Source organism: Sorangium sp. So ce1036, from assembly GCF_051369805.1.
Classification (GTDB): domain Bacteria; phylum Myxococcota_A; class Polyangia; order Polyangiales; family Polyangiaceae; genus Sorangium; species Sorangium cellulosum_F.
On sequence record NZ_JBBMOX010000001.1, the window covers coordinates 9,106,493 to 9,131,536 of the forward strand.

The window sequence follows — 25,044 nt, forward strand, 5'->3', positions numbered from 1 at the left end:
CGATACCGCGAGCGTGAAGCGGCAGAGCTCGCCGAGCATTGCCCGGCGGGCTGAGGCGCTCGTGCGCTCGCCTCGCCAGGCTCGCCCGCATGTCCATGCGGGCGACAGGCCGCCCCGGTTACTTGAGGATCGGCTTCAGCAGCGTCTTTCCGTTCTTGACGACGACGTCGTAGTCGACGGACTTGGCCGGATTCGTTGCTCGTAGCTTCGCGGCCTGCGCGCGGAGGCTCTCGGCCAGGCGTTCGTAGGTGACGCCGGCCGTCGACTCGTGCGCAGCGCGCTTGGTCTCGACGTACTTCGCGTAGATCTGGCGCAGCCGCTGCTCCGGGAGCTCGTCATCGCGCGCGGCGGGGCCCTGCGCGGCGGGGCGCTGCGCGGGCGGCGCGGGTCGCGCGGGCGGCGCGGGTCGCGCGGGCGGCGCGGATCGCGCGCGGGGTCCGGTGTCGAGGCCGGCCCTCGCGGCCTCTGGAGGGCGCGAGGACGCGCGTGGCGCTGGATGCCGAGAGCCGCTCGCCGTCCCCTTGTCCGCGGCAGGTGGCATGGTGGATCGACGGCGCCGCGACGGAGGCGGCCGCTCCGAGAGCGCGCGTTCCTGCCGCTTCGCTGCGGCGATCTTCGTGTCGGCTGCCGCCGAGGCCCCCGCCGACGCTCCCGTGGTGGGGGCCTTCGGCGGGGGCCGAATCGGAAGCGGAGGCGGAGCTCGCCTGGCAGGCGCCGGCGGCTCCGGCGCGACGTCCGCCAGAGCCCGAGGCGCTCCGGCCGCCCCCTTCGCCGCATCGCCGACAGGGACGGGCGCTCCGGCCGCGCCTTTCGCCGCGTCGCCGGCAGGGACGGGCGCTCCGGCCGCGCCCTTCGCCGCGTCGCCGGCGTGGGCGTTTTGCATGCGCTGAGCGCGCATCTCCGCCGCGAGCTGGGCGAGCCGCTGGCGGCTCGATCCGCCCGTCGCAGCCGGCTGCGTCCGGTCAGCGCGCGGGGTCGCCTTCGCGCCCGCCGAAGGTGCCTCCGTCGGCGCTGCGTCCGCAGGTCTCTGCTGAGACCTCGTCAGGCCGAGCCCCCGCGGCAACCCGCCAAGCGGGGCAGGCTTCACGGCCACCGTGGCCTGAGGCGTGGCAGGCGGCGCGAGCGCCACGGGAGAACGTACCTGCGGACCGACCTGCGCCGCCCCGGCCGGGACGCTGGGCGCCGCCGGGACGCGCGGGGGCCCGCCGGCGCTGCTGCCGCCGGCCTCGTCGGCGGCCGGCGCGCGCTGCCGCGCCGGAGAAGCGGCGGGCAACGGCGGCGGCGCCAGCGTGACGATATCGGCGTCGGCGTCGAGCTCTTCATCCACGTCGTCGCGACCGGCCGCGTCACGATCCGCCGCCTGCCGCTCGGCGAGCTCCGTATAGCGCTCCGCCCGCTTCCGGCCGACGATCGTGAGCGCTTCCTGCGCCCCGACCCGCTTCGCCGCGCGGAGGACGTCGCGCCGGTACGTCCCGTTCTCGATCTCGCGCGCGATGCGGCCCCAGTACTGCTGGAACGTGTTGTAGCGCTGGATCAGCATCTGGAACTTGAACCGGAGCCCGGTGTTCCTGATCTGCTCGCGGCGCAGCACCCAGATGCGGCGATCGACCTCTTTGCGCGGGATGAGCGGCTCCAGCCGCTCGATGCCCATGAAGTACTGCTCGTAAAGCGCGCGCAGCCTCTCGATGCGCGTCTCCAGCTCCTCGAGCTCCCGTTCGACCTCGCTTGATTCCATCGCGGCTAGAGGGGCGTGATGCGCAGGTTGTCGAAGCATACCGGCGCATCCCAGTCGTTGAAACCCAGGTGCTCGTGCCCTGGGCCGGCGAGCGGAGCGGGATCGCTGAGCTCGAGGTAATCGACACCGTTGACCGACCAGGAGAGCGTCTTGCCGTCGCGGCGCTCGATCTGGAAGCGGTACGGCTGCCCCGGCGCGACGGGGCGCGCCCGCTCGTCGTCGCTGTCCGGATCCACCTCGATCTCCAGCCGATCCTCGCCGTGCTCGTCGAGGCGGGCGAGCACGTGCCTCGTGTTCTTCCACCCTCCGAGGATCACGAGGTAGCTCGTCGCGTTCGTGTAACTCGCCGCGGTCGCCCCGCTCCGGCCATCCCCCCAGAGCTCCGCCTTGAGATCGCCGTCAGGGGCCTCGGCGATGGCGTCGAACTCGATCCGCGCGTTCTCCGGCAGCGGCCGGTTCAGCCACACGCCGCGGTTCCTCGCGGCACGGGCGCATAGCCGTCCGTCCTCGATCTTCCAGCGGGGGCTGAGGGCGTTCCAGTCGGGGCCAAGCGCTGACCGGTTGAAATCGTCCTCGAAGGCGCCCGCCACCGGCGCGCCTCGGACAGCGCCCGCCTTCGAGGTGGACACGGCTGACGCGGCCGCCCCGACCGATCGCGTGCTCGCGTCGCCTGTGGCCGGCCCCTCGGGGACACACGACGCGCCCACCAACAAACCGGGGACCGCGATGACGCTGACGGTGGCTCGGCCGCAGAGCACGGAATCGATGCTAGCAGCGGCGCGCACGGACTTCGAGATCCCTCGCGGGCGCCATCGCCGACGACCGGGTGGGAGCTACGCGTCGCTGCCAGCCCGGGCGCATCTCGATCGCCCGATGCGGCTGGACACGAGCCCGCCAGGGCGTTGGCCCGCTGCGTCATGCCCGAGAGACGACGCTTGATGGTCCCCAATCCCGGGCGTAAGGAGAGGCGCCATGCATCCCATCCTGTTCCGCGTCCCGCTCCCCGCCTGGACCGTGCCCCTGCTCTGGGTCTTCCTGATCGCCGCGGGGATCGCGTTCGTGGGCGCGGTCGGGCTGTTCATCGCCAAGAACAAGCCCGGGGCCGCCGCGGCAGGAATCGTGAGCGTCGCGCTCGCCGCGCTCGCCTCCCTGTTCAAGGACCAAACGTACACCCTGAGCCCGCTGCCCATCTACAGCTACGGGGTCATGCTCGGCCTCTCGCTCGTCGTCGGCTGGTACCTGACCCTGGGGCTCGCGGAGCGCGACGGCCTGCCGAGAGAGACGATGGCCAACTGCTACGTCGTGACCGCGCTCGCCGCGGTCGTCGGCGCACGCGTGCTCTATATCCTCACGAACCTCGATGAGTTCGACTCCCTCGGCTCGATGTTCGACATCCGCCGCGGCGGCCTGGTCGCGTACGGCGGCTTCCTCGGCGGCTTCCTCGGCTCCTACCTGTTCCTGCGATCCCACCACATCCCGCTGCTCCCGTGGGCCGACGTGGCCGTCCCGAGCCTCGCCTCCGGCCTCATGATCACGCGCATCGGCTGCTACCTCTTCGGCTGCGATTTCGGCCGGCCGCTCGGCGAGACAGCTCCGGGCTGGCTGAAGGGCCTCGGCACGTTCCCGCGCTGGCCCGAGGGCACGCTGGACGGCGGCAGCGGGTCCCCCGCATGGGTGCAGCACGTCAGGGAGCGCGGGCTCGACCCGGCCTCCGAGGCGTCCCTCCCCGTGCATCCGACGCAGCTCTACGAGGCGCTCGTCGGCGCAGGGCTGCTCGCGCTCCTGCTCCTCGCGCGCCGGCGGCAGAAGTTCCGCGGAGAGATCTTCCTCCTCTTCACGTTCGCTTACGGGGTTTGCCGCTACCTGCTCGAGCTCCTGCGCGATGACGCGGAGCGCGGCTCCGTCCCGCCCTCGCTCCCGGAGCACGTGCTCCTCCCCGCGGGCCTCGTCGTGTTCGCCGTGGCCTACTCCATCGGGTTCTCCCACGTCATCCACAACAACGCGGTACGCAAGGCGACGCAGGCGCTCGCGTTCATCCCCGCCGTCGTCCTGTACCTCGTCCTCAAGCCCGAGACGTTCGGCGCGTCCACGTTGCTCCAGTACTCGACGTCCCAGGCGGTCGCCCTCGTCACCGGGCTCGCCGCGGCCTTCGCGTTCTCGGTCTACTACAAGGCTGCCCTGGCTCACCCCGCGCAGGCGATGGCGCTCAACCTGCCGGGAGGTCAAACCGCCACCGCGGACGAGGACGACGAAGACGACGACGGGCCAGGCGACCAGCGAACGTCGAAGGCGGCGGTCGACGACAAGTCGACGCGAGAAAGGCGCGGCAGCGCGAAGGGCGAGGGCCGGGCGGCAGCCCGCGAGAGCGGCGCCGCTGCCGAGGCGCCCGACACCACCGGAGAGGAATAGGCTGTGAAGATCGCTTTTGGAGACGGCAAGCTCATACCGGCCGTCGTGCAGGATCGGCTGACCGGGCAGGTCCGGATGCTCGCGTACATGACGCGGGAGTCGCTCACCCGGACGCTGGAGACGGGCCGTGCCACCTTCTTCAGCCGGTCGCGCGGCGAGCTCTGGGAGAAGGGCGCCACGAGCGGCAACACGCTCGCGGTGACGAGCATCCACGCCGACTGCGACGGGGACGCGCTCTTGATCCTCGCGGACCCGAGCGGCCCGACCTGCCACACGGGGGCCGCGAGCTGCTTCTTCCGGCGCGTCGACGCCCGCGTCGACGCCGAGCCCGAGGCCGCCGACGAGGGACAGGACGCGACCGCGGTGCTCGAGGCCCTCGAGCGGGAGATCGAGGAGCGCAAGACCTCGTCGCCGACGAAGAGCTACACCAGGAAGCTGCTCGACGGCGGCGCGCCGATGATCGGCGGAAAGCTGCGCGAGGAGGCCGGCGAGCTCGCTCAGGCGATCGCCGCGGAGAGCGACGACCGCGTCGCGGCCGAGGCGGCGGACGTCATCTACCACCTGCTGGTCGGCGTCGCGTCGCGCGGCGTCCCGCTGCGCGCGGTCCTCGCCGCGCTCGCGTCCCGCATGGGTACGAGCGGCCTCGTCGAGAAGGCGCGGCGGGGCCAGGGAGACAAGGCGAAGGCGCCCTGAGCCCCCGCGCCCCGCCGCCTCGGCGGGCGAGAGCCGCTCGGCCGGGGATGGGCTACCCTGGATGGATGAGCCCTTTCCGCGAGCCGCCCGGCATCCAGCTCGGTCCGCTCGAGGTCGGCCTGGCGCGCGCAGCGCGGCGAGCCATGGTGGGCCTCATCCCGAGCGGCGGACGGCTCATCGCCCCCGACGGATACACCCGGCTCGTCCAGGGCGAAGGCGGCCCCTGGCACGGACCATCGCACGCGGCAGGCGCGCTCGGCTCCCTCGGGCTCCTGGCGGTCGTCGCCGTTGCCTTCATCGCCGCGACCGGCGGCCTCGAGCTGCACGGCGCCGGAGCCACCGTCGGGACGGTGGCGCTCGTGATCGCCGGAGGCACCTCGCTGGCCGCGGTGCTGCACGCCCTCGACGCGCCGCGCGAGCGGCTCACCTTGCGCGGCGCCGTGGTCGGCAGGGCGGCGAGGCGCGCGCTCCGCAGGACATTGCGCCTCGCGCGCCGCGCGGCGCGCGCGCCGGAGCGGTTCGGCCCGCGCCGCGTCGCCGCGCTGCGCGAGACGCTGGCCATGCTCGCCGATCCGCTCGTCGCCGACTGGATCCCCGCGGACGTGCGCGGCCGCGCGGAGCTGCTCCTCGCCCGCGCCATCACGACGAGCGCCGGCGCGCGCTGGACGCGCGATGCCCGCGTGCTGACCGAGGTCCGGGCGCTGCTGCTCGCCGCGGTCGACCACCTGGCCGAACCGACGCCCGCCCGCATGGATCTGCTCGTGCTGGCCGAGCACACCCGCGCCGCCCCGCCCGAGCGCGCGCCGCACCGGCAGCAAGACGAGCGGGCAGCGCACCTCCGCGCGCGGTTCCCGCCGCTCCCCGCGCCGCCCCGCGTCGCCAGCGACGCCGCGCCGGGCGCCGAGCTCGACGCGCCCGGTCCCTGCGGCGAGCACACCGATCGTGCTACGGTGCGCCGCTGAGCTCTCCGGAGGCTCTGGCCGTGCTGTCGGTATCCGGCGGATCCTGCTCGTGACTCCGGCATCCCCCCCGCTCCCCGACCAGCCCCCTTCCCCTCGTGCTCGGCCGCGCCTTCCTCGCGCTCTGTAGCGCGCTGCTCGCAGGATCGCTCCCGGGGCGCGCGCTCGGGCAGGGCGCCGAGGGAGCCTCCGGCCCGGCGACCCCGCCGGAGCGACCCGCTCGCACCGCCGCCGCCGCCGCGGCAGGCGTGTCCGCGGGCGTGAACGCCGCGCTGCCGGAGCGCCATCGCGTCCGATATCTCCTCGATGGCGTCGAGGTCCGGGGCGCTGTGCGGACCGCCGCGCGCGTGATCCTCCGTTACGTCAGGTTCCGCGCGGGGGACGTGCTCGACGTCGAGGACCCGGAGATCGAGCTCACGCGCTACCGCCTCCTCGGGACCGGGTTCTTCGCCTCGGTCGGGCTGTCGCTCCGGAAAGGGGCCCAGCGCGGCAGCGCGACGCTCGTCATCGACGTGGTCGAGCGCAACACGTTCGTGCTCCAGGACCTCTGGCTGGGCGTCGCCGCCGACGAGGACACCGCGGGCAACGCCAGGCCGCTCTCCGCGTTCACCGGCGTGCAGATCGCCGAGACCAACCTCGCCGGGACGGGGATCACCCTCGGCGCGGGCGTCGGGCTCGCGGCGGATCAGCTCGCCTTGCGGACCCGCTTCGTCGATCCCGCGTTCATGGGGAGCCGCTGGTCGGCCGCGGTGACCCTGCTCTACAACGACGCCCGCGACTTCTTCGGCAACCGGGACGTCTCGTTCGAGTCCCCCTTGCTCGAGCAGCGGGAGGTCACCGAGTACGCGGTCGTCGCCTACAAGCGGTTCGGCGCGACCCTCGGCACGGGCCACGACGTCTCCTCGTCGTCGCGGCTCTCGCTCGACTACCGCCTGGAGCAGATCGACGCGACCGTGCCCACGGTCGCCTCGCACATGCGCGGCCAGCGCCGCGAGCCCATCGATTTCGACATCCTGGGCGGCAAGACGGTGCTCTCGTCGCTGCGCGCCGCGATCGATCTCGACACGCGCGACGCGCCCTTCCTGACCACGCACGGAGCGTTCGCATCCCTCTCGGTCACGGTGGGCGTACCGCCGTTCGGCAGCGATTACGGCTACCAGAAGTTCGAGTTCGGCGCGCAGCGGTGGTTCCGCCTGCCGCTGCGGCACGTGCTCCGCCTCAAGGCGTTCGCCGGCGCGGTCGCCGGCGACGCCCCCTTCTTCGAGAAGTACTATGTCGGCGATTTCACCGACCTCCTGCCCGACCGGCTGCTCGATCTCGCCCCCGATCGCAGGCAGCCGCCGAACTTCCTCGGCACGGACATCATCGAGGTCCGCTACGGCGACTACGCCGCGAAGCTCGAGGCCGAGTACCGGATCCCCGTCTACACGGGGCGCGGCTCCATCTACGGCGTCGATCTCTTCGGCGCGGTGGGCCTCTACGGGGTCGCGACCCGTCGCGAGCTCACCGACGCGCCCGCCGGGTACGAGGGCTTCGCCCGCGTGCCCGTGGACATCACCTACAACCTCGGACTGCGGGTCGACACGTCGGTCGGCGGCGTGACGCTCGCCTTCTCGAACCTGCTCGGGCTGATACCAGCGCGGCGCGGTGAGCGGAAATGACCTGCTCGGACGCGGGCCGCGGGCGAGCGCCCGCAGCGCGCGCCGCGCGCGCCGCGCGCGCCGCGCGCGCCGCGCGCTGGTGCGGCGTCGCGCTGCTCGCCGGGATCTGCCTCGGCCCGCGCCTGTCGGAGGCCCAGCAGGGGCCCGGCGGCGCGGAGGACCGCGGCGCGCCGAAGGAGGACGCGGAGACGCAGCAGGCGCTCCGCGCGCCCGCCGCGCTCCCCACCCGGGTCGCCAGCCTGACGCTCGACAAGACGATCGTGCAGCTCACCGTGAGCTTCCGCGACGTGGTCGACGGCGAGATCTCGAAGAAGCTGCTCAGCGGGCTCCCGACCGTCGTCACCATGCGCGGCTACCTCTTCCACGAGAGCGGGGGCGCCCCTGTCGCGCTCGCCGCCAAGAGCTGCCGGATCGTCTACGATCTCTGGGACGAGGTGTTCCGGATCCAGCTCCTCCAGGCGGGAGGTCCGTCGAGCACGGTCGCGGTCAACGTCGAGGGCGTGCTCCGCAACTGCGCCGAGGCGCGGAGGCTCCCGCTCGTCGAGCGGTCCCTCCTGCGCGACGGCAGCCGCTACCTGGTCGCGGTGCTGGTCGAGGTGAACCCCATGAGCGCCGAGATGCTCGACCGCATCAAGCGGTGGGTCACCCGCCCGCCCGGCTCCACCGCCATCGGGCCGGGCGACTCGCTGTTCGGCTCCTTCGTCGGGCTGTTCGTAACGCGCATCGGCAGCGCGGACAGGAAGCTCCTCTTCCGCACGCAAAGCTTCCTCCCCCCCGCTCCGCCGCCGAGCCCGCCGCCGAGCCCACCGCCCCAGAGCCGCCCCGGCCGCTGAGCGCGGCGCCGCGGGCGCTGCCGTCGCGCGACCTCGCCCCCGGAGCGCCGCGCCGATCTACAATCGGGGGCGCGGACGCTCCCGTCCGTGTCCGCCGCACCCATGCGCCTCTTTCCCATCGCGCTCGATCTCACCGGCCGGCGGGCCCTCGTCATCGGCGCCGATGGCGAGGCGCCGCCCGCCGTCGAGCGCCTGCTCGCGGCGGGCGCGCGCGTCTCCGTCGTCGCGCCGGGGCCGGTCCACGAGTCGATCGAGCGCGCCGCCCACGAGGGCCTGCTCGAGCTGCACCGGCGGGCGTTCGTGGACGACGACCTCGCGGGCGCGGCGCTCGTGTTCCTCGTGCCGGGCGACGACGCGCTGTCGCGGCGCCTCCACCGAGAGCTCGCGGACGCGGGGCGCCTCGTCTGCACGCTGGATCGCCCGGAGCTGTCGAACTTCGTCAACCCCTCGGTGGTGACGGCCTCCGGACTGACCATGAGCTTCAGCAGCCACGGCGTCAGCCCGGGGACGATACGGCGCATCCGGGAGGACCTCAGCGCGCTCTTCTCGGATCCCCGCTTCGCACGCTACATCGAGGCGCTGCGCCGGCTCCGCGAGAGCCTCCCTCGGGGGGCCGAGCGGTCCGCGCGCATGCGGCGGGCGACCCTGGGCTTCGGCCTGGAGGCGAGGCTCCGGTTCCCTGCATGGCTGGAGCGAGGCGATGAGCCCTAGTGTCCGGTGACGCCGCAGGCGAGGTCGGGCCGCGCCGAGGCCGGCGAGGCGGGGGCGTGCGCCGCGAGAATGAACGCGAAAACCCTTGTGTAGAGCGGCCTTCAAGGCTTAAGTGGGCGCCCACGCGACACTATCCGCGGAGGAGGGCTTACGGTATGCGTTCACGATCGGGCCGGCTGACGAACTTGACCTCGGCGGCGATGGTCACTGGGCTCCTGACGCTGACGAACGTCAGTCCGGCATCTGCACAGGGCGCCGCCACCCCGGCGGCCAAGCCGGCCGCGCAGGCGGCCCCTGGAGCCGCGCCGGCGCCGGCCCCGTCCCCTGCTGCGCCGCCCGCGGCCGGCGCCCCCGCGACGGCCGCTCCCGCCAAGGGCGGCGACGCCGCCGTGACGGTGACCGCCGCGAAGCCTCCGGCGAAGCCGCTCACCGAGAAGCAGAAGAAGGAAGCGGCGAAGAAGCTCTACAAGGAGGCCGAGTCCAGGTTCGACAAGGGCGAGTACGCCGTCGCGGCCGACCTGTATCGCCAGGCGGACGCGCACGTGCCCGGCGCCGCGCCGAAGTACAAGCTCGCCCTCTCGCTCGACAGGCAGGGGCTCACGGTCGAGGCGGTCGCCGCGTGGCAGGCGTTCCTCGACTCGAAGCCCGACGCCGAGAAGTTCAAGGACAAGATCGCCGAGGCGCAGGAGCGCATCGAGGCGCTCAAGAAGACGCCGGCGAAGGTGAAGGTCGCGACCGTACCCGAGGCCCCGCCGAACCTGAAGATCGCCGTCGACGGCGTGGCCCAGACCGGGACCGAGCTCTCGATCCCGCCCGGCAAGCACACGCTCACCGTCTCGGCGGAGGGGTTCGTCGACTCGAGCCAGGAGCTCGAGGTCAGCTTCGGCGAGACGCGCGAGGTCAGCGTGGCGCTGACGCCGCAGCAGGCGCCGGTCGCCGCGGCGCCGCCGCCCCCCGCGCCGCCGCCGCCGGCCGCCGAGCCGCCCGCGGCCCCGCCGCCGCCCGCTGCGCCGATCGAGCCGCGCTCTCCCGTGCCCGCCTACGTCACCCTCGGCCTCGCCGGCGCCGGCGCCGTGGTCGGGACGATCTTCGGCATCCAGGCGCTCAGCGCGAAGGGCGACTTCGACGACAACCCGACGACCAAGAACGCGGACAGCGTCGACCGCAACGCGCTTATCGCGGACATGTCCTTCGCCGTGGCGCTCACGTTCGGCGTCACCGGCGCTGTCCTGCTGCTCAGCAACGACACATCGGCCGAGGCGAAGGCCGCTGCTTCCAGCACGACGAAGAAGGCGTTCTTCGCTCCGTTCGTCAGCCCGACAGGCGGCGGCGCTGCCGCGCGGTTTACCTTCTAAGGGGACTACTATGTGGAAGAACCAGTACCTTCTCGCGATGGCGATCTGCGCCGGGGCGCTCACGACCTCCGCCATGGGCTGCGAGCTCATCGCCACGGTCGACCGCTCGCGCATCCAGGGGGCCGGCGGCGGCGGTGTCGGCGGGGGCGGGGGCGGCGGCGGCGAGGACGTGAGCTGTTCCGACGAGACGAAGAACGGGGACGAGACCGACGTCGACTGCGGCGGCGGCGACTGCCCGAAGTGCGAGATCGCGAAGGCGTGCGACGAGGCGGACGACTGCGAGAGCGGCTTCTGCGCCGACGGCGTCTGCTGCGACGCCGCCTGCGACTCGGACTGCGACGCCTGCACCGCCGCGCTCAAGGAGTCGGGGGAGGACGACGGCACGTGCGGCCCCTCCAAGGCCGAGACCGAGTGCGGCGAGCTGACGTGCGCCGACGGCGTCCAGACGGAGCCCGGCACCTGCGACGGGGAGAGCACGGAGTGCGTGCCCGGCGCCACGACGGAGTGCGAGACGTTCGCCTGCGATCCGGACGCCAACGCGTGCTTCACGACGTGCGCGGAGGACGCGAACTGCGCGACCTGCCATACGTGCACCGACGACGGGGAGTGCGAGCTGGCCGAGGCCGGCGCGACGGGCCTGGGCTGCGAGGAAGACCAGGCGTGCAACGCGACCGGCGAGTGCAAGGCCGCGAACGGTCAGGAGTGCACGGCCCCGGAGGACTGCGGGAGCGGGAACTGCGTCGACGGCGTCTGCTGCGACACCGCCTGCGACGGGACCTGCATGGCCTGCAACGTCGCGGAGTCGGCCGGGACGTGCTCGCCCATCGCGCTCGGCGGGGAGGACGCGGACAACTGCGAGGCCACGGAGGTCTGCGACGGTGAGGGCGCCTGCAAGCTCAAGCCCCGCGAGGCGTGCACGGACGACGCCGAGTGCGCGAGCAACAACTGCCTCGATACCGGCGACGTCTGCGGCCCGATCCCGACGACCCCGGCGCCGGAGCCGGAGCCCTGAGCTCCCCTCGAGCACCGGCCGGGCTCGCACGGAGCCCGGCCGGGCTCACGCCTCGAACGTCTCCCTCACGCGCGAGCTGACCTCCTCGGCGCCGGTGACCGGCGACGGGGCGATCACGGTCAGCGACCCGGCTTCTCCGGCGAACAGGTCGCCGTCCTCCAGCTCGCCGCCCTCCGCCACGGCCTCGTAGGCAGGCACCAGCGCGGCCTCCTCCCAGCGGGTCTTGAGCCGCTCCGCGATCCGGGTGAGCAGCCCCCGCGTCGTCTCCCTGTCCGTGGCGGACACGAGCACCGCGTCGGGGTGCCCGAGGAGCAGCCGCCTCCCCTCCGCAGGATCGACGAGGTCCGCTTTGTTGAACACCAGGATGCGGGGGATGCCGATCAGATCGAGCTCGGTCAGCAGCGCCTCGGTCGTCTCGATGTGCTGGTCGCGCGCGGGATCGCTCACGTCGATGACGTGGAGCAGGAGGTCGGCGTCGGCCGCCTCCTCGAATGTCGCCCGGAACGCGGCGAACAGGTCCTTCGGGAGCTCCCGGATGAAGCCGACGGTATCGGTGATCACCACCTCGCGCTCCTCGGGGAACCGCAGCCGTCGCGAGCGGGTGTCGAGCGTCGCGAAGAGCTTGTTCTCGGCGACCACGTCGGCGCCGGTGAGGGTGTTGAGCAGCGTGCTCTTGCCGGCGTTCGTGTAGCCCACGATGGAGACCACCGGCACGCCGAGCCGAGCGCGGCGGCGGCGCCGCTGCTCGCGCTGCCGGGAGAGCCGCTTGAGCTGCGCCTCTAGGAAGCTGACGCGCTCCTTCGCGCGGCGGCGCCCGATCTCGAGCTTCGTCTCGCCGGGGCCGCGCCCGCCGATGCCGCCTGTCAGGCGGGAGAGGGAGTCGTCCTTCTGCCCGAGGCGCGGCAGCGCGTACTTGAGCTGGGCCAGCTCCACCTGCAGCTTGCCGTCGGACGACTCCGCCCGCTGGGCGAAGATGTCGAGGATGAGCTGCGTTCTGTCGAGGATCTTGAGATCCGTGTGCTTGGCGATCGCCGAGGCCTGCGAGGGGGTCAGGTCCCGGTCGAACACCAGCGTCTCCGCGTCGAGCTCCGAGGCGCGCAGCACGACCTCGTCCAGCTTGCCCTTGCCGAGCACGAGCCTCGGGTCGATCCGATCACGCAGCTGGAGGACCCTGTCCGCGACGTCGACGCCGGCCGTGCCGGCGAGCTCGGTCAGCTCGCGCAAGCTCTCCTCGGCCCGAGCGAGCGCGCCCGCCTTGGATTTCTCGGCCACGTGCACGAGGATCGCCCGGCCGTCCTTGGCCGCGACCGAGCGCGTGCGCGAGCGCTTCGCGAACTCGTCCTCGAGCGCCTGGATGAGCGCGCCGAAGTTGACCTCCACCCGGCCGATCGCGACGGGCCCCACGGTCCGGTACGGCAGCTCCGCCTCGCCCCGACCGTCGCCCTGATCGCCACCCGCGGCGCCGTCGACGGTGACCGCGTCCGCTTCCTTGCCGTAGACCGGCACGTTGTACGCGTACTGGATCGTGCGCGGCTCGCCCTGCGGGGTGAGCTGCACGGCCGCGACGAGGTCGAGCCGGAGGCGGACGAGATCGACCAGGTCGTCCCGGGTGAGCGGCTCGTTGAAGAGGTGCGTGTGGACGAGCCGGAGCGCCCTGAAGCGCCCCTCTGCGGCGCGGAGGCGCCCGATGTCCGGCAGCATCAGCCGCGTCGCGTCGCCGACGACCACGGAATCGATCTCGCCCGAGCGGTGGACCAGCGCACCGACCTGGCGCCCGGTCTCATGGGACGCCTCGGCCAGCGCCTTGATGAGCTCGGGCGTCGCGATGCTGACGAGCGGGACCTTGCGGCGGTAGATGCGCTCGAGGGTTCTGGTGGCGAGAGGGCTGAGTCCGGTGGTGTTTCCGTAGAGGGTGGGCATTCGAAGATGGAAGGGAATCTTGCTCCCCTCCCTTCATAATGCACCCCCGATCGATCTGCGAGCAGGAGCACCAAGGTTCTTCACACGAAGCCCGTACTTTCCCGGCGCTCGCCGCGCCGGGTGCGCTTCCATGTTCCTGTAGGAGCCTGCCATGCTTCGAGGCTACCTTGCCGGCCCATGGCGATCCTGACCCCCCTCTCGCTCGCGGATGCTCGCCGCGTCGGCGCACTTTACGGCCTCGAGGTCGCGGACGTGCGCGGCCTCCTCGCCGGAAGCGTGAACTCCAACTACGCGCTCACCCTCGCGGACGGCCGCGGTCGGGTGTTCCTGCGCGTGTACGAGGAGCAGCGGCACGAGGCGGCCGGCCGCGAGGCGCGCATGCTGGAGCACCTCGCGGCCGGGGGCGTCGCCACGCCGCAGCCGCTCCGGCGCCGGGACGGGGCCTCCGAGGCGGGCGGCGCTGCGTTCATCGCGGAGCACGCGGGGAAGCCGGTCGCGCTGTTCCCGTGGGTCGCAGGCGAATCGCTCTGCCAGGCGCGCGTCACGCCGGACGCCGCCCACCGCGTCGGCTCGGCCCTCGCGCGCGTGCACCTCGTCGGCGCCTCGTTCGAGGGGGCGAACGCGAGCCGGTTCGATCTCGACAACCTCGACCAGCGGCTCCGGGGGCTCCGCGCCCTCCGCCACGCCGGCGCGGACGCCGCGGCCTTCACGCCCGAAGTGGCGGCCGCCGTCGACGAGCTCGCCCTCCGGCTCGAGCGGCTCCGCGCCGCGGCGCCCCGCGCGCCCGGGCCACAGACGTTGATCCACGGCGATCTCTTCCGCGACAACGTGCTCTGGCAGCATGGCGAGATCTCGGCGCTGCTCGATTTCGAGAGCGCCTCGCGCGGCAGCGCCGCCTTCGATCTCGCGGTCACGATGCTGGCGTGGTGCTTCGGAGACGACCTCGACCCCGCGCTCGCGGCCGCGCTCGCCGCCGGTTACACGTCGGAGCGGCTCCTCTCCCCCGAGGAGCGTGACCGGCTCTTTCACGAGAGCGTGGTCGCCGCGCTCAGGTTCTCGATCACCCGGATCACCGACTTCGAGCTGCGCCCGAAGGGCAGCGGTGTCTACAAGGATTTCCGGCGCTTCCTCGCGCGGCAGCGGACGCTCGAGCGCCTCGGCCCCGAAGGGCTCCGCGCCCTGCTCCGCCTGTGAGCGAAGGTCGTCGGTGAATTTGCGTCAAGTTCGCGGCGCGCACCCAGGGCGGCGTTGCGCGGCCGCGGCCCGACCGTTACCTTCGCCGGATGGCACAGGTCGGAACGCTCGATTTCAAGGGCTTCATCGAGAGACGGAAAGGGCAGCGCGCGGGCGGCAGCGACGGAGCTGGCAACGCGTATGCCTATGTGTCCGACAAGAACACGCGGCTCGCCTTCGAGAAGATGCGGCCCGTGGAGCTCGCGGTGACCGCCGCGGTCCGGCTGTTCAAGACGGTCGGGAAGACCGAGCTGCTCGGCCACGCCGTCAAGGTCGGACCGACGCAGTTCCCGCGCGTCCACCACCTCGCGATCCGCTGCGCCGAGACGCTCGGGATCGCGACCCCGACGATCTACATCGTCAACAGCCCCCACCTCAACGCCGCCACCTACGGGACGAACGACGACTCGTTCATCATGGTGCACTCCGCGCTCGTCGACCATTTCACCGACGACGAGCTGCTCAGCGTCATCGGCCATGAGTGCGGGCACATCCACAACAGCCACGTGGTGTACCTGACCGCGATGCACTACCTGACGCGGATGGCGTCGGTGTTCGTGAAGTGGATCGTCGGCCCGGCGATGCTCGCGCTCTCCGGCTGGTCGCGCCGGGCCGAGGTCACCTGCGACCGCGCCGGGCTGCTCTGCGTGAAGGACCTCGACGTGTCCACGCGCGCGCTCACCAAGCTCGCGCTCGGGTCGACCAAGCTGTACGAGGAGCTGAACCTCGAGGCGTTCATCGCGCAGCACGAGGAGGGCAAGGGCGGGATCGGCCGGTTCGCCGAGTTCACGGCCAACCACCCGTGGCTGCCGAAGCGCGTCCTGGCGCTCCGGGCGTTCGCGGAGAGCGAGCTCTACCGGCGCCACGCCGGGCTCGGGGCGAGCGGCCTCTCGATGGAGGAGGTCGACGAGAAGGTGCACGAAGTCATCAAGATCTGGGGCTAGGGGCCCCTCTTCCAGCTCCGACCCAAGGCCGAGGTCCAACGCACATGCTCGAATCCTTCCACAGCCGCAAAGACGACGTGACCGGGGCGCTCAGGGATCTCGTGGAGTTCGCCGAGGCCCTCGGCGCCAGGAGCGTCGCGGCGCGCGTCACGAACGATCTCGTGAAGAAGCTCGAGGCCGACAGGTTCCACCTCGTCGTCGTCGGCGAGTTCAACCACGGCAAGACGACGTTCGTGAACGCCCTGCTCGGCTCCCCGATCCTCCCCGTCGGCGTGACGCCCACGACGGCGGTCATCCACCACCTCGAGTACGCGGCCGATCCGCGCGCCGAGGTGGTCTACGCGTCGGGCGAGCGCACGGCCCTGCCGTTCGAGGAGGTGCGGGCGTTCACCGTCGGCGGCGCGCGCTCGTCGAGCGCGGGCGAGGTCCAGTACCTCGAGGTCGGCTACCCGGCCGAGCTCCTGCGCGAGCGCGTCGTGCTCGTCGACACCCCCGGGGTGAACGATCTCTCGCTCCAGCGGGCGGACATCACCTACAGCTACATCCCGCGGTCGGACGCCGTCCTGTTCCTCATCGACGCGGGCCAGCCGCTCAAGGAGAGCGAGCGGGTCTTCCTCCAGGAGAAGCTGCTCGGGCAGTCGCGCGACAAGATCCTCTTCGTCGTGACCAAGCGCGACATCTGGAGCCAGGACGAGGAGGTCGAGGCGCTCGCCTACATCCGGGGCGAGCTCGCGCGGCTCGTGAAGTCGCCGGTCGTCTTCCCCATCTCGAGCGAGCGGGCGCTGGAGGGCGACGTGGCCGGGAGCGGGATGCCGGAGCTGCTCGACCACCTGACCCGGTTCCTCGCGGAGGAGCGCGGGCGCATCCTCCTCGACAACGCGCTCGGCGAGGGGCTCGAGGCCGCGCGCCTGCTCGGCAAGGGCGTGGACGCGCGGCGGCGGGCGACGGCGATGTCGCGGGACGAGCTCACCCGCCGCATCGAGATGATCGAGAAGGACCTGGCCGGCCAGTCGCGCACGATCGAGGAGCGGCGCGCCGGCATCCGCGAGGAGGTGAGCGCCATCCGGGCGTGGGTGGGCCGCGACCTCGACCGCTTCGTCGACGACGTGCTCCGGCAGCTGCCGGCGATCATCGACGAGGCCAACACCGACGAGATCAAGGTCTACCTCGGGGCGTTTTTGGAGCGCACCTTCGCCGAGTGGGCGCAGGCCGAGACGAAGGAGATCGCCACGGCGCTCGAGGCGCTCGCCGAGAAGACGATCGCGCTCGTCCGGGAGGACGCGCACGACGTGGCCAGGCGGGTCGGCGAGGCGCTCGGGGGCGACGTGAAGGCGCCGAACGTCGAGGTCGACACGTTCGGCTACGACGTCGGCGTCTTCGCGCTCTTCACGATCGGCCTCGGCGTGATGTTCACGAACGCCCTGCTCGGCGGCATCCTGGCGCTCGCGGCGCCGGTCCTGGCCGTCTACGTCAAGGAGAAGGTCGAGGCCGAGACCCGCAAGAAGGCGAAGGAGATGGCGCCCGTGGCGCTGCGCGAGGCCGCCGCGCGGATCGGGCCGAAGCTCGACGAGATGATCCAGGAGTTCGCGAGCCGGCTCGACGCCTGGGTGGTCACGGCCGGCGAGGAGCTGCACCGCGAGGTGATCGAGGTGCTGAAGGCCGCGCGCGAGGAGCGGGCCCGCGCCGAGCCGAGCAACGAGACCCAGCTCGAGGCCTGCGACGCCCAGGCCGAGGCGCTCCGCGCGCTGACCTCGCGCCTGGAGGGGCTCCGGAGCGCGCTCTGGACCCCCGAGAACGGCGAGAGCAAGCCGATCCCGCCCCCCCTCTCCAGCGTGCCCAACGCCCCCGGCGGCTCGGCCTGACGCTCGGCCCGCTCGGCCCCGCGATCGGGACCTCCGTCCTCCCGGCGAGGGCGAGGTGAGCCGGGTCGCGGGCCAGGCGGAGGAGCCCCCGGCCGGGCGCGGTGGCGGTATCCAACCGTCCGGCGCTCGTGCGAGAATGCGGCTGTGCAGCTCGACTTCGCAGCCCGTGAAGTGACGATCAAGCTCGTCTATTACGGCCCGGCGCTCAGCGGCAAGACGACGAACCTCGTCTCGTTGCACGGGCTCGCCGGGTCGGACGCTCGCGGACGGCTGATGACCCTGGAGACGCAGGACGATCGCACGCTGTTCTTCGATCTCCTGCCGCTCACCTTCCGCGCGAAGGACGGCGACGTCTCGCTCCGCATCAAGCTCTTCACCGTGCCCGGGCAGCCGATGCACGCGGCCACGCGGCGGCTCGTCCTCCAGGGCGCCGACGGGGTCGCGCTGATCGCCGACTCGCAGGTCTCCGAGACGCAGCGCAACGCCGAGGCGTTCTTCGACCTCCGCCACAACCTGCGCGAGAACGGCCTCGATCTCGCGAGGATGCCGCTCGTCATCCAGTTCAACAAGCGCGACCTCCCCGACATCCGGAGCGACGAGGAGCTCGCGCGGCTCGCGGCGCGGGGCAAGGAGCCGGTGTACCGGGCGATCGCGACGCGCGGCATGGGCACGGTGGAGACGTTCATGGGCCTGCTCCACCTCACGTGGGAGACGCTCGACCAGACGCACCAGCTCTCGAAGCGGCTGTCGATCAGCGGGGAGGAGCTCCTGAACAGCGCGGCCCGTCAGCTCGGGGTGACGAGCTCGGTGGGCGATCTCCTGGCGAGGCGTATGTGAGGCCCGACGCCCACAAGGGGACGCCGGCGGGCTGCGGCCTCGACGACGAGGACCTCCTCGGCGTGCCGGGCTCCGCGCCGGTGCCGTCGGCCCGCACGGCGGACGCGTCCGGCGCGTCGAAGCGCGACGGGCCGCAGGGCGCGCCCGAGCCCGCGACGCTGCCGCCGCCCGCGGCCGCGCCGGTCGTGGACCTGGTCGGCATCGGCCCGCTCTCGCTCGAGGATCTCGTCGATCGCGGGGCGCTCGGGGAGATGGCGGCGTCGTTCCACAGGCTGTTCGGCCTGCCGATCCGGATCCAGTCGACCAGCGGCGTGACGCTCGCGGAGTCCGGCGCGCTCGCGCCCTCGGGCGGCCCGGTCGGCGAGGAGCAGCACGTCCGGCGGCCGGGCGCGGCCCCGGCGGATCGGGCGGCCCGGCGCGGCGCGCCGGTCGGCGACGAGCTCACGGATCCCCGCTTCAGCGGCGCGCTCTACCAGGTGTTCCCGATCGAGTACGACGGGCGCACGATCGGCCGGTCGATCCTCGGCCCGTACCTGCCCGAGGACGGCGAGGGGGCGCCCGCGGCGCCGGTCGAGGCGGCGGCGCAGCCCGACCCTGCCCGCGCGGCGGAGCCTGCGCCGCGGCTCGCGAGGCTCCGGCCGGAGCGGCTCGGCGAGATCGCGGATCACCTCCGCGCCGTGCTCGATCTGATCCTGTTCAGCGGGCACAAATCGCTCCTCACCTCGACGATGCACGTCGCGTCGATCCGCGAGAGCTTCCGCGAGCTCTCGCAGAAGAACGCCGAGCTGGAGCAGGCGTACGAGCGGCTGAAGGAGCTCGACCGGCTCAAGTCGAACTTCCTGGCCACGGTCTCGCACGAGCTCCGGACGCCGCTCACGTCGATCATGGGCTACAGCGAGATGCTCGCCGAGGGCATCGGCGGCTCCCTGAACGATGAGCAGCGCGAGTTCATCGAGACGATCCGGTCGAAGAGCGAGCAGCTGCTCGGGCTCATCATGAGCCTGCTCGATCTCTCGAAGCTCGAGAGCGGCACGCTCATCGTGCGCCGCGCCGAGGTGGCGGTCGCTCCGATGCTCCACGAGGCGGCGTCGACCATCGCGCCGGCCGCGACGAAGAAGGGGGTGGATCTCCGCATCGACGCCGAGGACGACCTCCCGCCGGTGCTCGGGGACGGCGACCGGCTGCGGCAGGTGTTCATCAACCTCGTCGAGAACGCGGTGAAGTTCACGGAGGCGGGCGGCGAGGTGCAGCTCGTCGCGCGCGCGGTGAGCGACGAGGGGGACGATCTCCCCGGCCTGGTGCTCGTCGCGCCGCTCCAGCAGGCGGTCGAGATCCGGGTCGTGGACACGGGGATCGGCATCGCGCCGAGCGAGCGCTCGAAGGTGTTCGACCCGTTCTATCAGGTCGATCAGAGCTCGACCCGGGAGCACGGCGGCACCGGGCTCGGTCTGTCGATCGTGAAGCGCCTGGTCGAGGCGCACGGGGGCACGGTCCGCATCGAGACGAACGAGCCGCGCGGCACCGTATTCGTGGTCAAGCTGCCCACGGCCGCGGGCGCGCCGGCGAACAGCGTCGGGGCGCCGCCGGTATTTCAATGACCGCGCGCTCCGAGTGGACGCGCATCGAGATGCTGCGCGCCGTGCTCGGCGGCGCGGCCGGGGAGCGCGTGCTCTATGGCATCGGCGATGACGCCGCGATCCTCGCGCCCGTGGCGCTCCCGCCCGCCGCCCCCGCGGACGCGGCCCCCGCGGAGAGCGCGCCCGGGGGGCCGCGGGGCGGGGCGAGCGCCGGGGCGCAGGAGCTCTTGGTCTGGACGGTCGACAGCGCCGTCGAGGGCGTACATTTCCGGCGCGATCTCCTGAGCTTCGAGGATCTCGGCTACCGGGCGACGATGGCCGCGGCGAGCGATCTGGCGGCGATGGGGGCGCGCCCGGTCGGCCTGCTCGCCGCGCTGGTGCTGCCCCGGGACGTCGGCGACGACGAGCTCCTCGCCCTCGCCCGGGGTCAGCGCGCGGCGTGCGACGCGCTCGGGGCGGCGATCGTCGGCGGGAACCTCTCCCGGGGGGGCGAGCTCTCCATCACCACGACGGCGCTCGGCGCCGCGCCCGCGCCGCTCCGGCGGGACGGCGCGCGGCCGGGCGACGCGGTCGCCCTGGCGGGCCCGGTCGGCCTGGCCGCGGCGGGGTTCGCGCTCCTCGACCGGGGCATCGCGCCGGCCAGCGCGGCGGCCGAGCGGGCGATCGAGGCCTTTCGCCGGCCGCTGGCGCGCATCGACGCGGGCCTCCGGGCGGCCGCGGGGGCGCGCGCTCACGCGGGCGCCGGCGCGGATGCGGACGCGGCCGCGGGCGCCGGCGCGCGCGCGGCGATCGACATCTCCGACGGCCTCGCCGCGGATCTGGCGCACCTCGCGCGCGCGAGCGGCGTGCGCGTGCTGCTCGATCCGTCGGCGCTCGTCAGCCCGGACCTCCGCGAGGCCGCGGCGCTGCTCGGCGCGGACGCGCTGGAGCTCGCGCTCCACGGCGGCGAGGACTACGCGATCGCGGTCGCGGGTCCCGGCGTCGGGGCGCTCCCCGGCTTCGTGACGATCGGCCGCTGCGCGCCGCGCGAGGAGGGCGCGAGCGACGTGGCGCTGCTCGGGCCGGACGGGCAGCTCACGAGCGTCGCGGCGCGGGGGTACGACCACTTCGCGTGACGCGCTTGCCGGCTGCAGGCGAAGCGCCTGCTCCGGGCGGCGCCTGCGGGTTCCCGCGTCGCCTTCGCGGCGCTCGAGATCGCGTCGTTCGCCTCGCCAGTCGTGTCCGCGGCGCTCGGGAGCGGGCCTTGTGCGCTCCCGAGCGGCCTCCGCAGCGCTCGTGATCGCGCCCGTCGCCTCCGCGCGAACCGCCACCTCGCCTCGCGCCACGACAGGGGCGAGCGTGAGCGGCGGTGGCCCCGCGAGCGCGCTACGCGCCCCCCTCGCCCACCGGCTCGGGGGCGGCGGGCTCCGCCGGCGCGGCGCTCTCCGGGTCGACGGGTAGAAACCTCGGTCCGGTCGACCCAACCTCGGTCGGCCAGCCTCAACCTCGGTCGGCCAGCCTCAACCTCGGTCGGCCAGCCTCAACCTCGGTCGGCCAGCCTCAACCTCGGTCGGCCAGCCTCAACCTCGGTCGGCCAGCCTCGGCCCGGTCGATCTGAGCCCCCTCACCGCCGCGATCTTCCAGGCGTTCGCATCCTATCCCCCTTCCCCCATCATCTGGCGGGGGTGGGGGTGGTGGGGGGAGGGGCCGGTGGGGGGGCGGGCCCCACGAATCCGAGCGCCGGCCCTCATCGCAGCGTCACCTTCCGGACCCGTCTCCCCCCGTTCTCGTGGCCATAGCCACCACAAGGCGCGAGTTCGTGGGTGCCCCCCCACCGGCCCCTCCCCCTACCACCCCCACCCCCGCCCGTCGCCTCTCAGCTGCAGCCCATGCTGTTGCCGCAGTTGAGGCACTTGTAGCAGGCGCCGTTGCGCACGGTGATGTGCCCGCACCCGTCGCAGACCGGCGCGTCGCCCATCATGTCCTCGAGCTGCGCGTCGAGCGCGCTCGCGCTCCGCCCCCCGCCGTCGAGCAGCGCGGCCGACGGGGACGCCGGCGAGAACGACACCACGCCGCTCTCCTGGGCCCGCGACTCGACCGGATCCTCCATCGCCGACGAGACCGGCTGGACGTGCGCGAGGTCGTAGCGGTTCAGGTACTCGACCCCGAGCACGCGGAAGAGGTAGTCCACGATCGAGGTCGAGAACTTCACGTAGTCGTGCCCCTCGACCACCCCCTGCGGCTCGAAGCGGGTGAAGGTGTACTGCTCGACGAAGGTCTCGAGCGGCACGCCGTACTGGAGCCCGATCGACACCGCCATCGCGAAGCAGTTCATCATCGAGCGGAACGCGGCCCCCTCCTTGTGGAGGTCGATGAAGATCTCGCCGAGCGTCCCGTCGTCGTACTCGCCCGTGCGGAGGTAGATCTTGTGCCCGCCGACGCGCGCCTCCTGCGTGAACCCCTTGCGCTTCCTGGGCAGGCGGAACCGCTCGGGCGCCGCCGCCGACGGCGAGCGCGGGCGCGCCGGGGCGGCCAGCGCCGCCTGCACGACCGGCCCCGTGATCTCGGCCTTCGTCTTGCTCTCCGTCGCCTTGCCCTCGCTCGAGCTCGACGTCGACGAGAGCGGCTGCGACGCCTTGCAGCCGTCGCGGTAGAGCGCCACAGCCTTCAGCCCGAGGCGCCACCCCTCCTCGTAGATGCGCTGCACGTCCTCGACCGTCGCGTCGTTCGGCAGGTTCACCGTCTTCGAGATGGCGCCGGACAGGAACGGCTGCGCGGCGGCCATCATGCGGACGTGCGCCATCGGCGCGAGGTAGCGCCGGCCCTTCTTTCCGCAGCGGTTCGCGCAGTCGAACACCGCGTAGTGCTCCTCGCGCAGGTGCGGCGCCCCCTCGACGGTCATGCGGCCGACGATGGCCTCGTTCGCCTCCTCGATCTCCGCGGCCGAGAAGCCGAGGTGCTGGAGCAGCGAGAAGCCGAAGCGCGCCCGCGACTCCTTGGAGACGCCGAGCCGGTCGTACGTCTCCTCGCCGAGGATCCAGGGCCCGAACGCGAGATCGAGCTCAAAGACGCCCGGGATCGCGGCCTCGACCTTGGCCAGATCCTCGTTCGTGAGGCCCCGCGCCTTGAGCGACGCCCGGTTCACGTGCGGCGCCGCCAGGAGGGTGTTCGTGCCGGAGACGTACGCGACGATCTCCTGCACCTCGGCCTCGACGTAGCCGAGCCGCCGGAGCGCCTCGGGGACGGACTGGTTCACGATCTTGAAGTAGCCGCCGCCGGCGAGCTTCTTGAACTTCACCAGCGAGAAATCCGGCTCGATGCCCGTCGTGTCGCAGTCCATCAGGAGGCCGATCGTGCCGGTCGGGGCCAGCACCGTGGCCTGCGCGTTGCGGTAGCCGTGCTCCTGCCCGAGCCGCACCGCCTCGTCCCAGTCGGCGCACGCCGCCCGCCAGAGCGGCTCCGGGCAGCGGTCGCGGTCGATCGCGTACGCGGCGTCGCGGTGCATGCCCATCACCCGGAGCATCGGCTCGCGGTTCCTCGCGAAGCCGGCGAACGGCCCCTTCGCCGCGGCCATCTCGGCCGAGACCTTGTAGGCGTGACCGCAGAGGATGGCGGTGAGCGCGCCCGCGACCGCGCGCCCCTGGTCGGAGTCGTACGGGACGCCCAGCAGCATGAGCAGGGTGCCCAGGTTGGCGTACCCCAGGCCGAGCGGCCGGTAGTCGTGCGAGTTCTTCGCGATGTTCCGGGTCGGGTAGGCCGAGAAGTCGACGAGGATCTCCTGGGCGGCGAAGAACACCCGCACGGCGTGGCGGTAGCCCTCGACGTCGAACGAGCCGTCCTCGCGGAGGAACCGGGTGAGGTTCAGGCTCGCCAGGTTGCAGGCCGAGTCGTCCAGGAACATGTACTCCGAGCACGGGTTCGAGGCGTTGATGCGCGCCGTGTTCGGGCAGGTGTGCCAGCGGTTGATCGTCGTGTCGTACTGCACGCCCGGATCGGCGCAGGCCCACGCCGCCTCGGCGATCTGACGCCAGAGATCCTTGGCGCTCAGCGTCTCGACGACCTCGCCGGTCGTCCGGGCGCGCGTCTCCCACGACGAGCCCGTCGCCGCCGCGCGCATGAACTCGTCGCTCACGCGCACGGAGTTGTTCGAGTTCTGCCCGCTGACCGTGTGGTAGGCCTCGCCGTTGAAATCCGAGGGGTAGCCCGCGGCGATGAGCGCCATCGCCTTCCTCTCCTCGCGGACCTTCCACTGGACGAAGTCGACGATCTCGGGGTGGTCCATGTCGAGGCAGACCATCTTGGCGGCGCGCCGCGTCGTGCCGCCGCTCTTGGTGGCGCCCGCGGCGCGATCGAACACCTCGAGGAAGCTCATGAGCCCCGAGCTCGTGCCGCCGCCCGAGAGCTTCTCCTGCTTGCCGCGGATCGCGCTGAAGTTCGTCCCCGTCCCGGAGCCGTACTTGAAGAGCCGGGCCTCGCTCTTCACGAGGTCGTAGATGCTCATCAGGTCGTCCGCGACCGCCTGGATGAAGCACGCGGAGCACTGCGGCCGCTCGTAGGCGTTCCGGGTCTCGATGATCTCGTCGACCGCGCCCGCCGCGCCCGCCGCGCCCGCCCGCTGAGCCCCCGCCTTGCCGGCGCCGTTGCCCGCGTCGGCCGAGGCCTCGTTCCAGGCGTAGTTGCCGCCAGACCCCTCGATGCCGTAGCGGTGGAAGAGCCCGCAGTTGAACCAGACGGGCGAGTTGAACGCGCCGTACTGATGGACGAGCAGGTACGCGAGCTCCGCCTCGAAGGTGTCCGCGTCCTTCGCCGAGGCGAAGTAGCCACCGAAGTGCTCACCCGCCTCGCGGATGGTACGGGCCAGCCGGTGGACGACCTGACGGACGCTCGTCTCGCCGAGCTCCTTCTTGCCGTGGAGCCCCGCCTTCCGGAAGTACTTGGAGACGACGATGTCCGTCGCGAGCTGCGACCAGCCGGCGGGGATCTCGGCGCCCTCCATCTTGAAGACGACCGACCCGTCGGGGTTGGTGATGACGCTCGAGCGGCGCTCCCAGGTGACCTCATCGAGCGGATCCACGCCGCGGTGCGTGAACCGCCGCTCGAACCCGAGCCCCCGGACCCGCGAGGCCCCCTTCTTCGGCCCCTTGCTCGCCGCCCGGCCGTCAGCCTGCGCCCCCTTGGCAGCCCCGGTCGCCGGGCGGTCTCCTCCTTCTTCCTTCGTCCGCGCCGTCATCTTGCCGTTCCCGGCGGAAAGCTTACCGCCGTCACCCACCACTGCCGACTGGGCCATTTCCAAGTCCTCCTGTGAGCCACCGCACCGGTCGGTG

The 25,044-nt window shown here is 72.7% G+C and carries 18 protein-coding genes; 14 read left to right on the top strand and 4 right to left on the bottom strand.

Going from position 1 to position 25,044, the window contains the following annotated elements:
• Window positions 1–118 precede the first annotated feature (118 nt).
• The gene (locus WMF31_RS34215; protein ID WP_436605963.1) at window positions 119–1,735 is read right to left on the bottom strand and encodes an MXAN_5187 C-terminal domain-containing protein; all 1,617 of its coding nucleotides are present in this window, start codon (window positions 1,733–1,735) and stop codon (window positions 119–121) included.
• A 5-nt stretch (window positions 1,736–1,740) separates the two neighbouring features.
• Entirely contained in the window at window positions 1,741–2,364 is a 624-nt protein-coding gene (locus WMF31_RS34220; protein WP_436605964.1) for a hypothetical protein, read from the bottom strand.
• Between the two features lie 343 nt (window positions 2,365–2,707).
• On the opposite strand from WMF31_RS34220, the gene WMF31_RS34225 reads away from it, so the two are divergent.
• The 8 genes from WMF31_RS34225 to WMF31_RS34260 all read left to right on the top strand — a co-directional run bounded on the left by WMF31_RS34225 (window position 2,708) and on the right by WMF31_RS34260 (window position 11,368).
• Entirely contained in the window at window positions 2,708–4,144 is a 1,437-nt protein-coding gene (locus WMF31_RS34225; protein ID WP_436605965.1) for a prolipoprotein diacylglyceryl transferase, read from the top strand.
• A gap of 3 nt (window positions 4,145–4,147) precedes the next feature.
• Complete coding sequence (gene hisIE / locus WMF31_RS34230) at window positions 4,148–4,837, top strand: bifunctional phosphoribosyl-AMP cyclohydrolase/phosphoribosyl-ATP diphosphatase HisIE (RefSeq protein WP_436605966.1); 690 nt, start codon at window positions 4,148–4,150, stop codon at window positions 4,835–4,837.
• Between the two features lie 65 nt (window positions 4,838–4,902).
• Window positions 4,903–5,799: a hypothetical protein gene (locus WMF31_RS34235; protein WP_436605967.1), complete on the top strand. Its 897-nt coding sequence runs from the start codon at window positions 4,903–4,905 to the stop codon at window positions 5,797–5,799.
• Window positions 5,800–5,894: 95 nt separating this feature from the next.
• The gene (locus tag WMF31_RS34240) at window positions 5,895–7,457 is read left to right on the top strand and encodes a BamA/TamA family outer membrane protein (protein ID WP_436605968.1); all 1,563 of its coding nucleotides are present in this window, start codon (window positions 5,895–5,897) and stop codon (window positions 7,455–7,457) included.
• Complete coding sequence (locus WMF31_RS34245) at window positions 7,454–8,290, top strand: hypothetical protein (protein ID WP_436605969.1); 837 nt, start codon at window positions 7,454–7,456, stop codon at window positions 8,288–8,290. The genes WMF31_RS34240 and WMF31_RS34245 overlap by 4 nt, the downstream gene beginning before the upstream one ends.
• A 102-nt stretch (window positions 8,291–8,392) precedes the next feature.
• Window positions 8,393–9,001 (top strand): precorrin-2 dehydrogenase/sirohydrochlorin ferrochelatase family protein, encoded by a 609-nt coding sequence (locus WMF31_RS34250; protein ID WP_436605970.1) that lies wholly within the window; start codon window positions 8,393–8,395, stop codon window positions 8,999–9,001.
• Window positions 9,002–9,156: 155 nt separating this feature from the next.
• Complete coding sequence (locus WMF31_RS34255; protein WP_436605971.1) at window positions 9,157–10,356, top strand: PEGA domain-containing protein; 1,200 nt, start codon at window positions 9,157–9,159, stop codon at window positions 10,354–10,356.
• 10 nt (window positions 10,357–10,366) lie between these two features.
• Window positions 10,367–11,368: a hypothetical protein gene (locus tag WMF31_RS34260; RefSeq protein WP_436605972.1), complete on the top strand. Its 1,002-nt coding sequence runs from the start codon at window positions 10,367–10,369 to the stop codon at window positions 11,366–11,368.
• 45 nt (window positions 11,369–11,413) lie between these two features.
• Here WMF31_RS34260 and hflX read toward each other — a convergent pair whose 3' ends face one another.
• The gene (gene hflX / locus WMF31_RS34265) at window positions 11,414–13,288 is read right to left on the bottom strand and encodes a GTPase HflX (protein ID WP_436605973.1); all 1,875 of its coding nucleotides are present in this window, start codon (window positions 13,286–13,288) and stop codon (window positions 11,414–11,416) included.
• A 177-nt stretch (window positions 13,289–13,465) separates the two neighbouring features.
• Between hflX and WMF31_RS34270 the strand changes: the two genes are divergently transcribed.
• The 6 genes from WMF31_RS34270 (at window position 13,466) to thiL (ending at window position 20,856) form a co-directional block, all read left to right on the top strand.
• Complete coding sequence (locus WMF31_RS34270) at window positions 13,466–14,482, top strand: homoserine kinase (protein ID WP_436605974.1); 1,017 nt, start codon at window positions 13,466–13,468, stop codon at window positions 14,480–14,482.
• An 89-nt stretch (window positions 14,483–14,571) separates the two neighbouring features.
• Window positions 14,572–15,465 carry a M48 family metallopeptidase gene (locus tag WMF31_RS34275; protein WP_436605975.1) on the top strand — a complete coding sequence of 298 codons (894 nt, stop codon included), beginning with the start codon at window positions 14,572–14,574 and terminating at the stop codon, window positions 15,463–15,465.
• A 44-nt stretch (window positions 15,466–15,509) separates the two neighbouring features.
• Window positions 15,510–17,327 (top strand): dynamin family protein, encoded by a 1,818-nt coding sequence (locus WMF31_RS34280; protein WP_436605976.1) that lies wholly within the window; start codon window positions 15,510–15,512, stop codon window positions 17,325–17,327.
• Window positions 17,328–17,471: 144 nt separating this feature from the next.
• Window positions 17,472–18,164: a GTP-binding protein gene (locus WMF31_RS34285; protein ID WP_129344850.1), complete on the top strand. Its 693-nt coding sequence runs from the start codon at window positions 17,472–17,474 to the stop codon at window positions 18,162–18,164.
• Window positions 18,161–19,762 (top strand): sensor histidine kinase, encoded by a 1,602-nt coding sequence (locus tag WMF31_RS34290; protein WP_436605977.1) that lies wholly within the window; start codon window positions 18,161–18,163, stop codon window positions 19,760–19,762. Before WMF31_RS34285 ends, WMF31_RS34290 begins: the two co-directional genes overlap by 4 nt.
• Window positions 19,759–20,856 carry a thiamine-phosphate kinase gene (gene thiL, locus WMF31_RS34295; RefSeq protein ID WP_436605978.1) on the top strand — a complete coding sequence of 366 codons (1,098 nt, stop codon included), beginning with the start codon at window positions 19,759–19,761 and terminating at the stop codon, window positions 20,854–20,856. The genes WMF31_RS34290 and thiL overlap by 4 nt, the downstream gene beginning before the upstream one ends.
• A gap of 740 nt (window positions 20,857–21,596) precedes the next feature.
• On the opposite strand, the gene WMF31_RS34300 is transcribed toward thiL, so the two are convergent.
• The gene (locus tag WMF31_RS34300) at window positions 21,597–25,007 is read right to left on the bottom strand and encodes a vitamin B12-dependent ribonucleotide reductase (protein WP_436605979.1); all 3,411 of its coding nucleotides are present in this window, start codon (window positions 25,005–25,007) and stop codon (window positions 21,597–21,599) included.
• Between the last annotated feature and the right edge of the window lie 37 nt (window positions 25,008–25,044).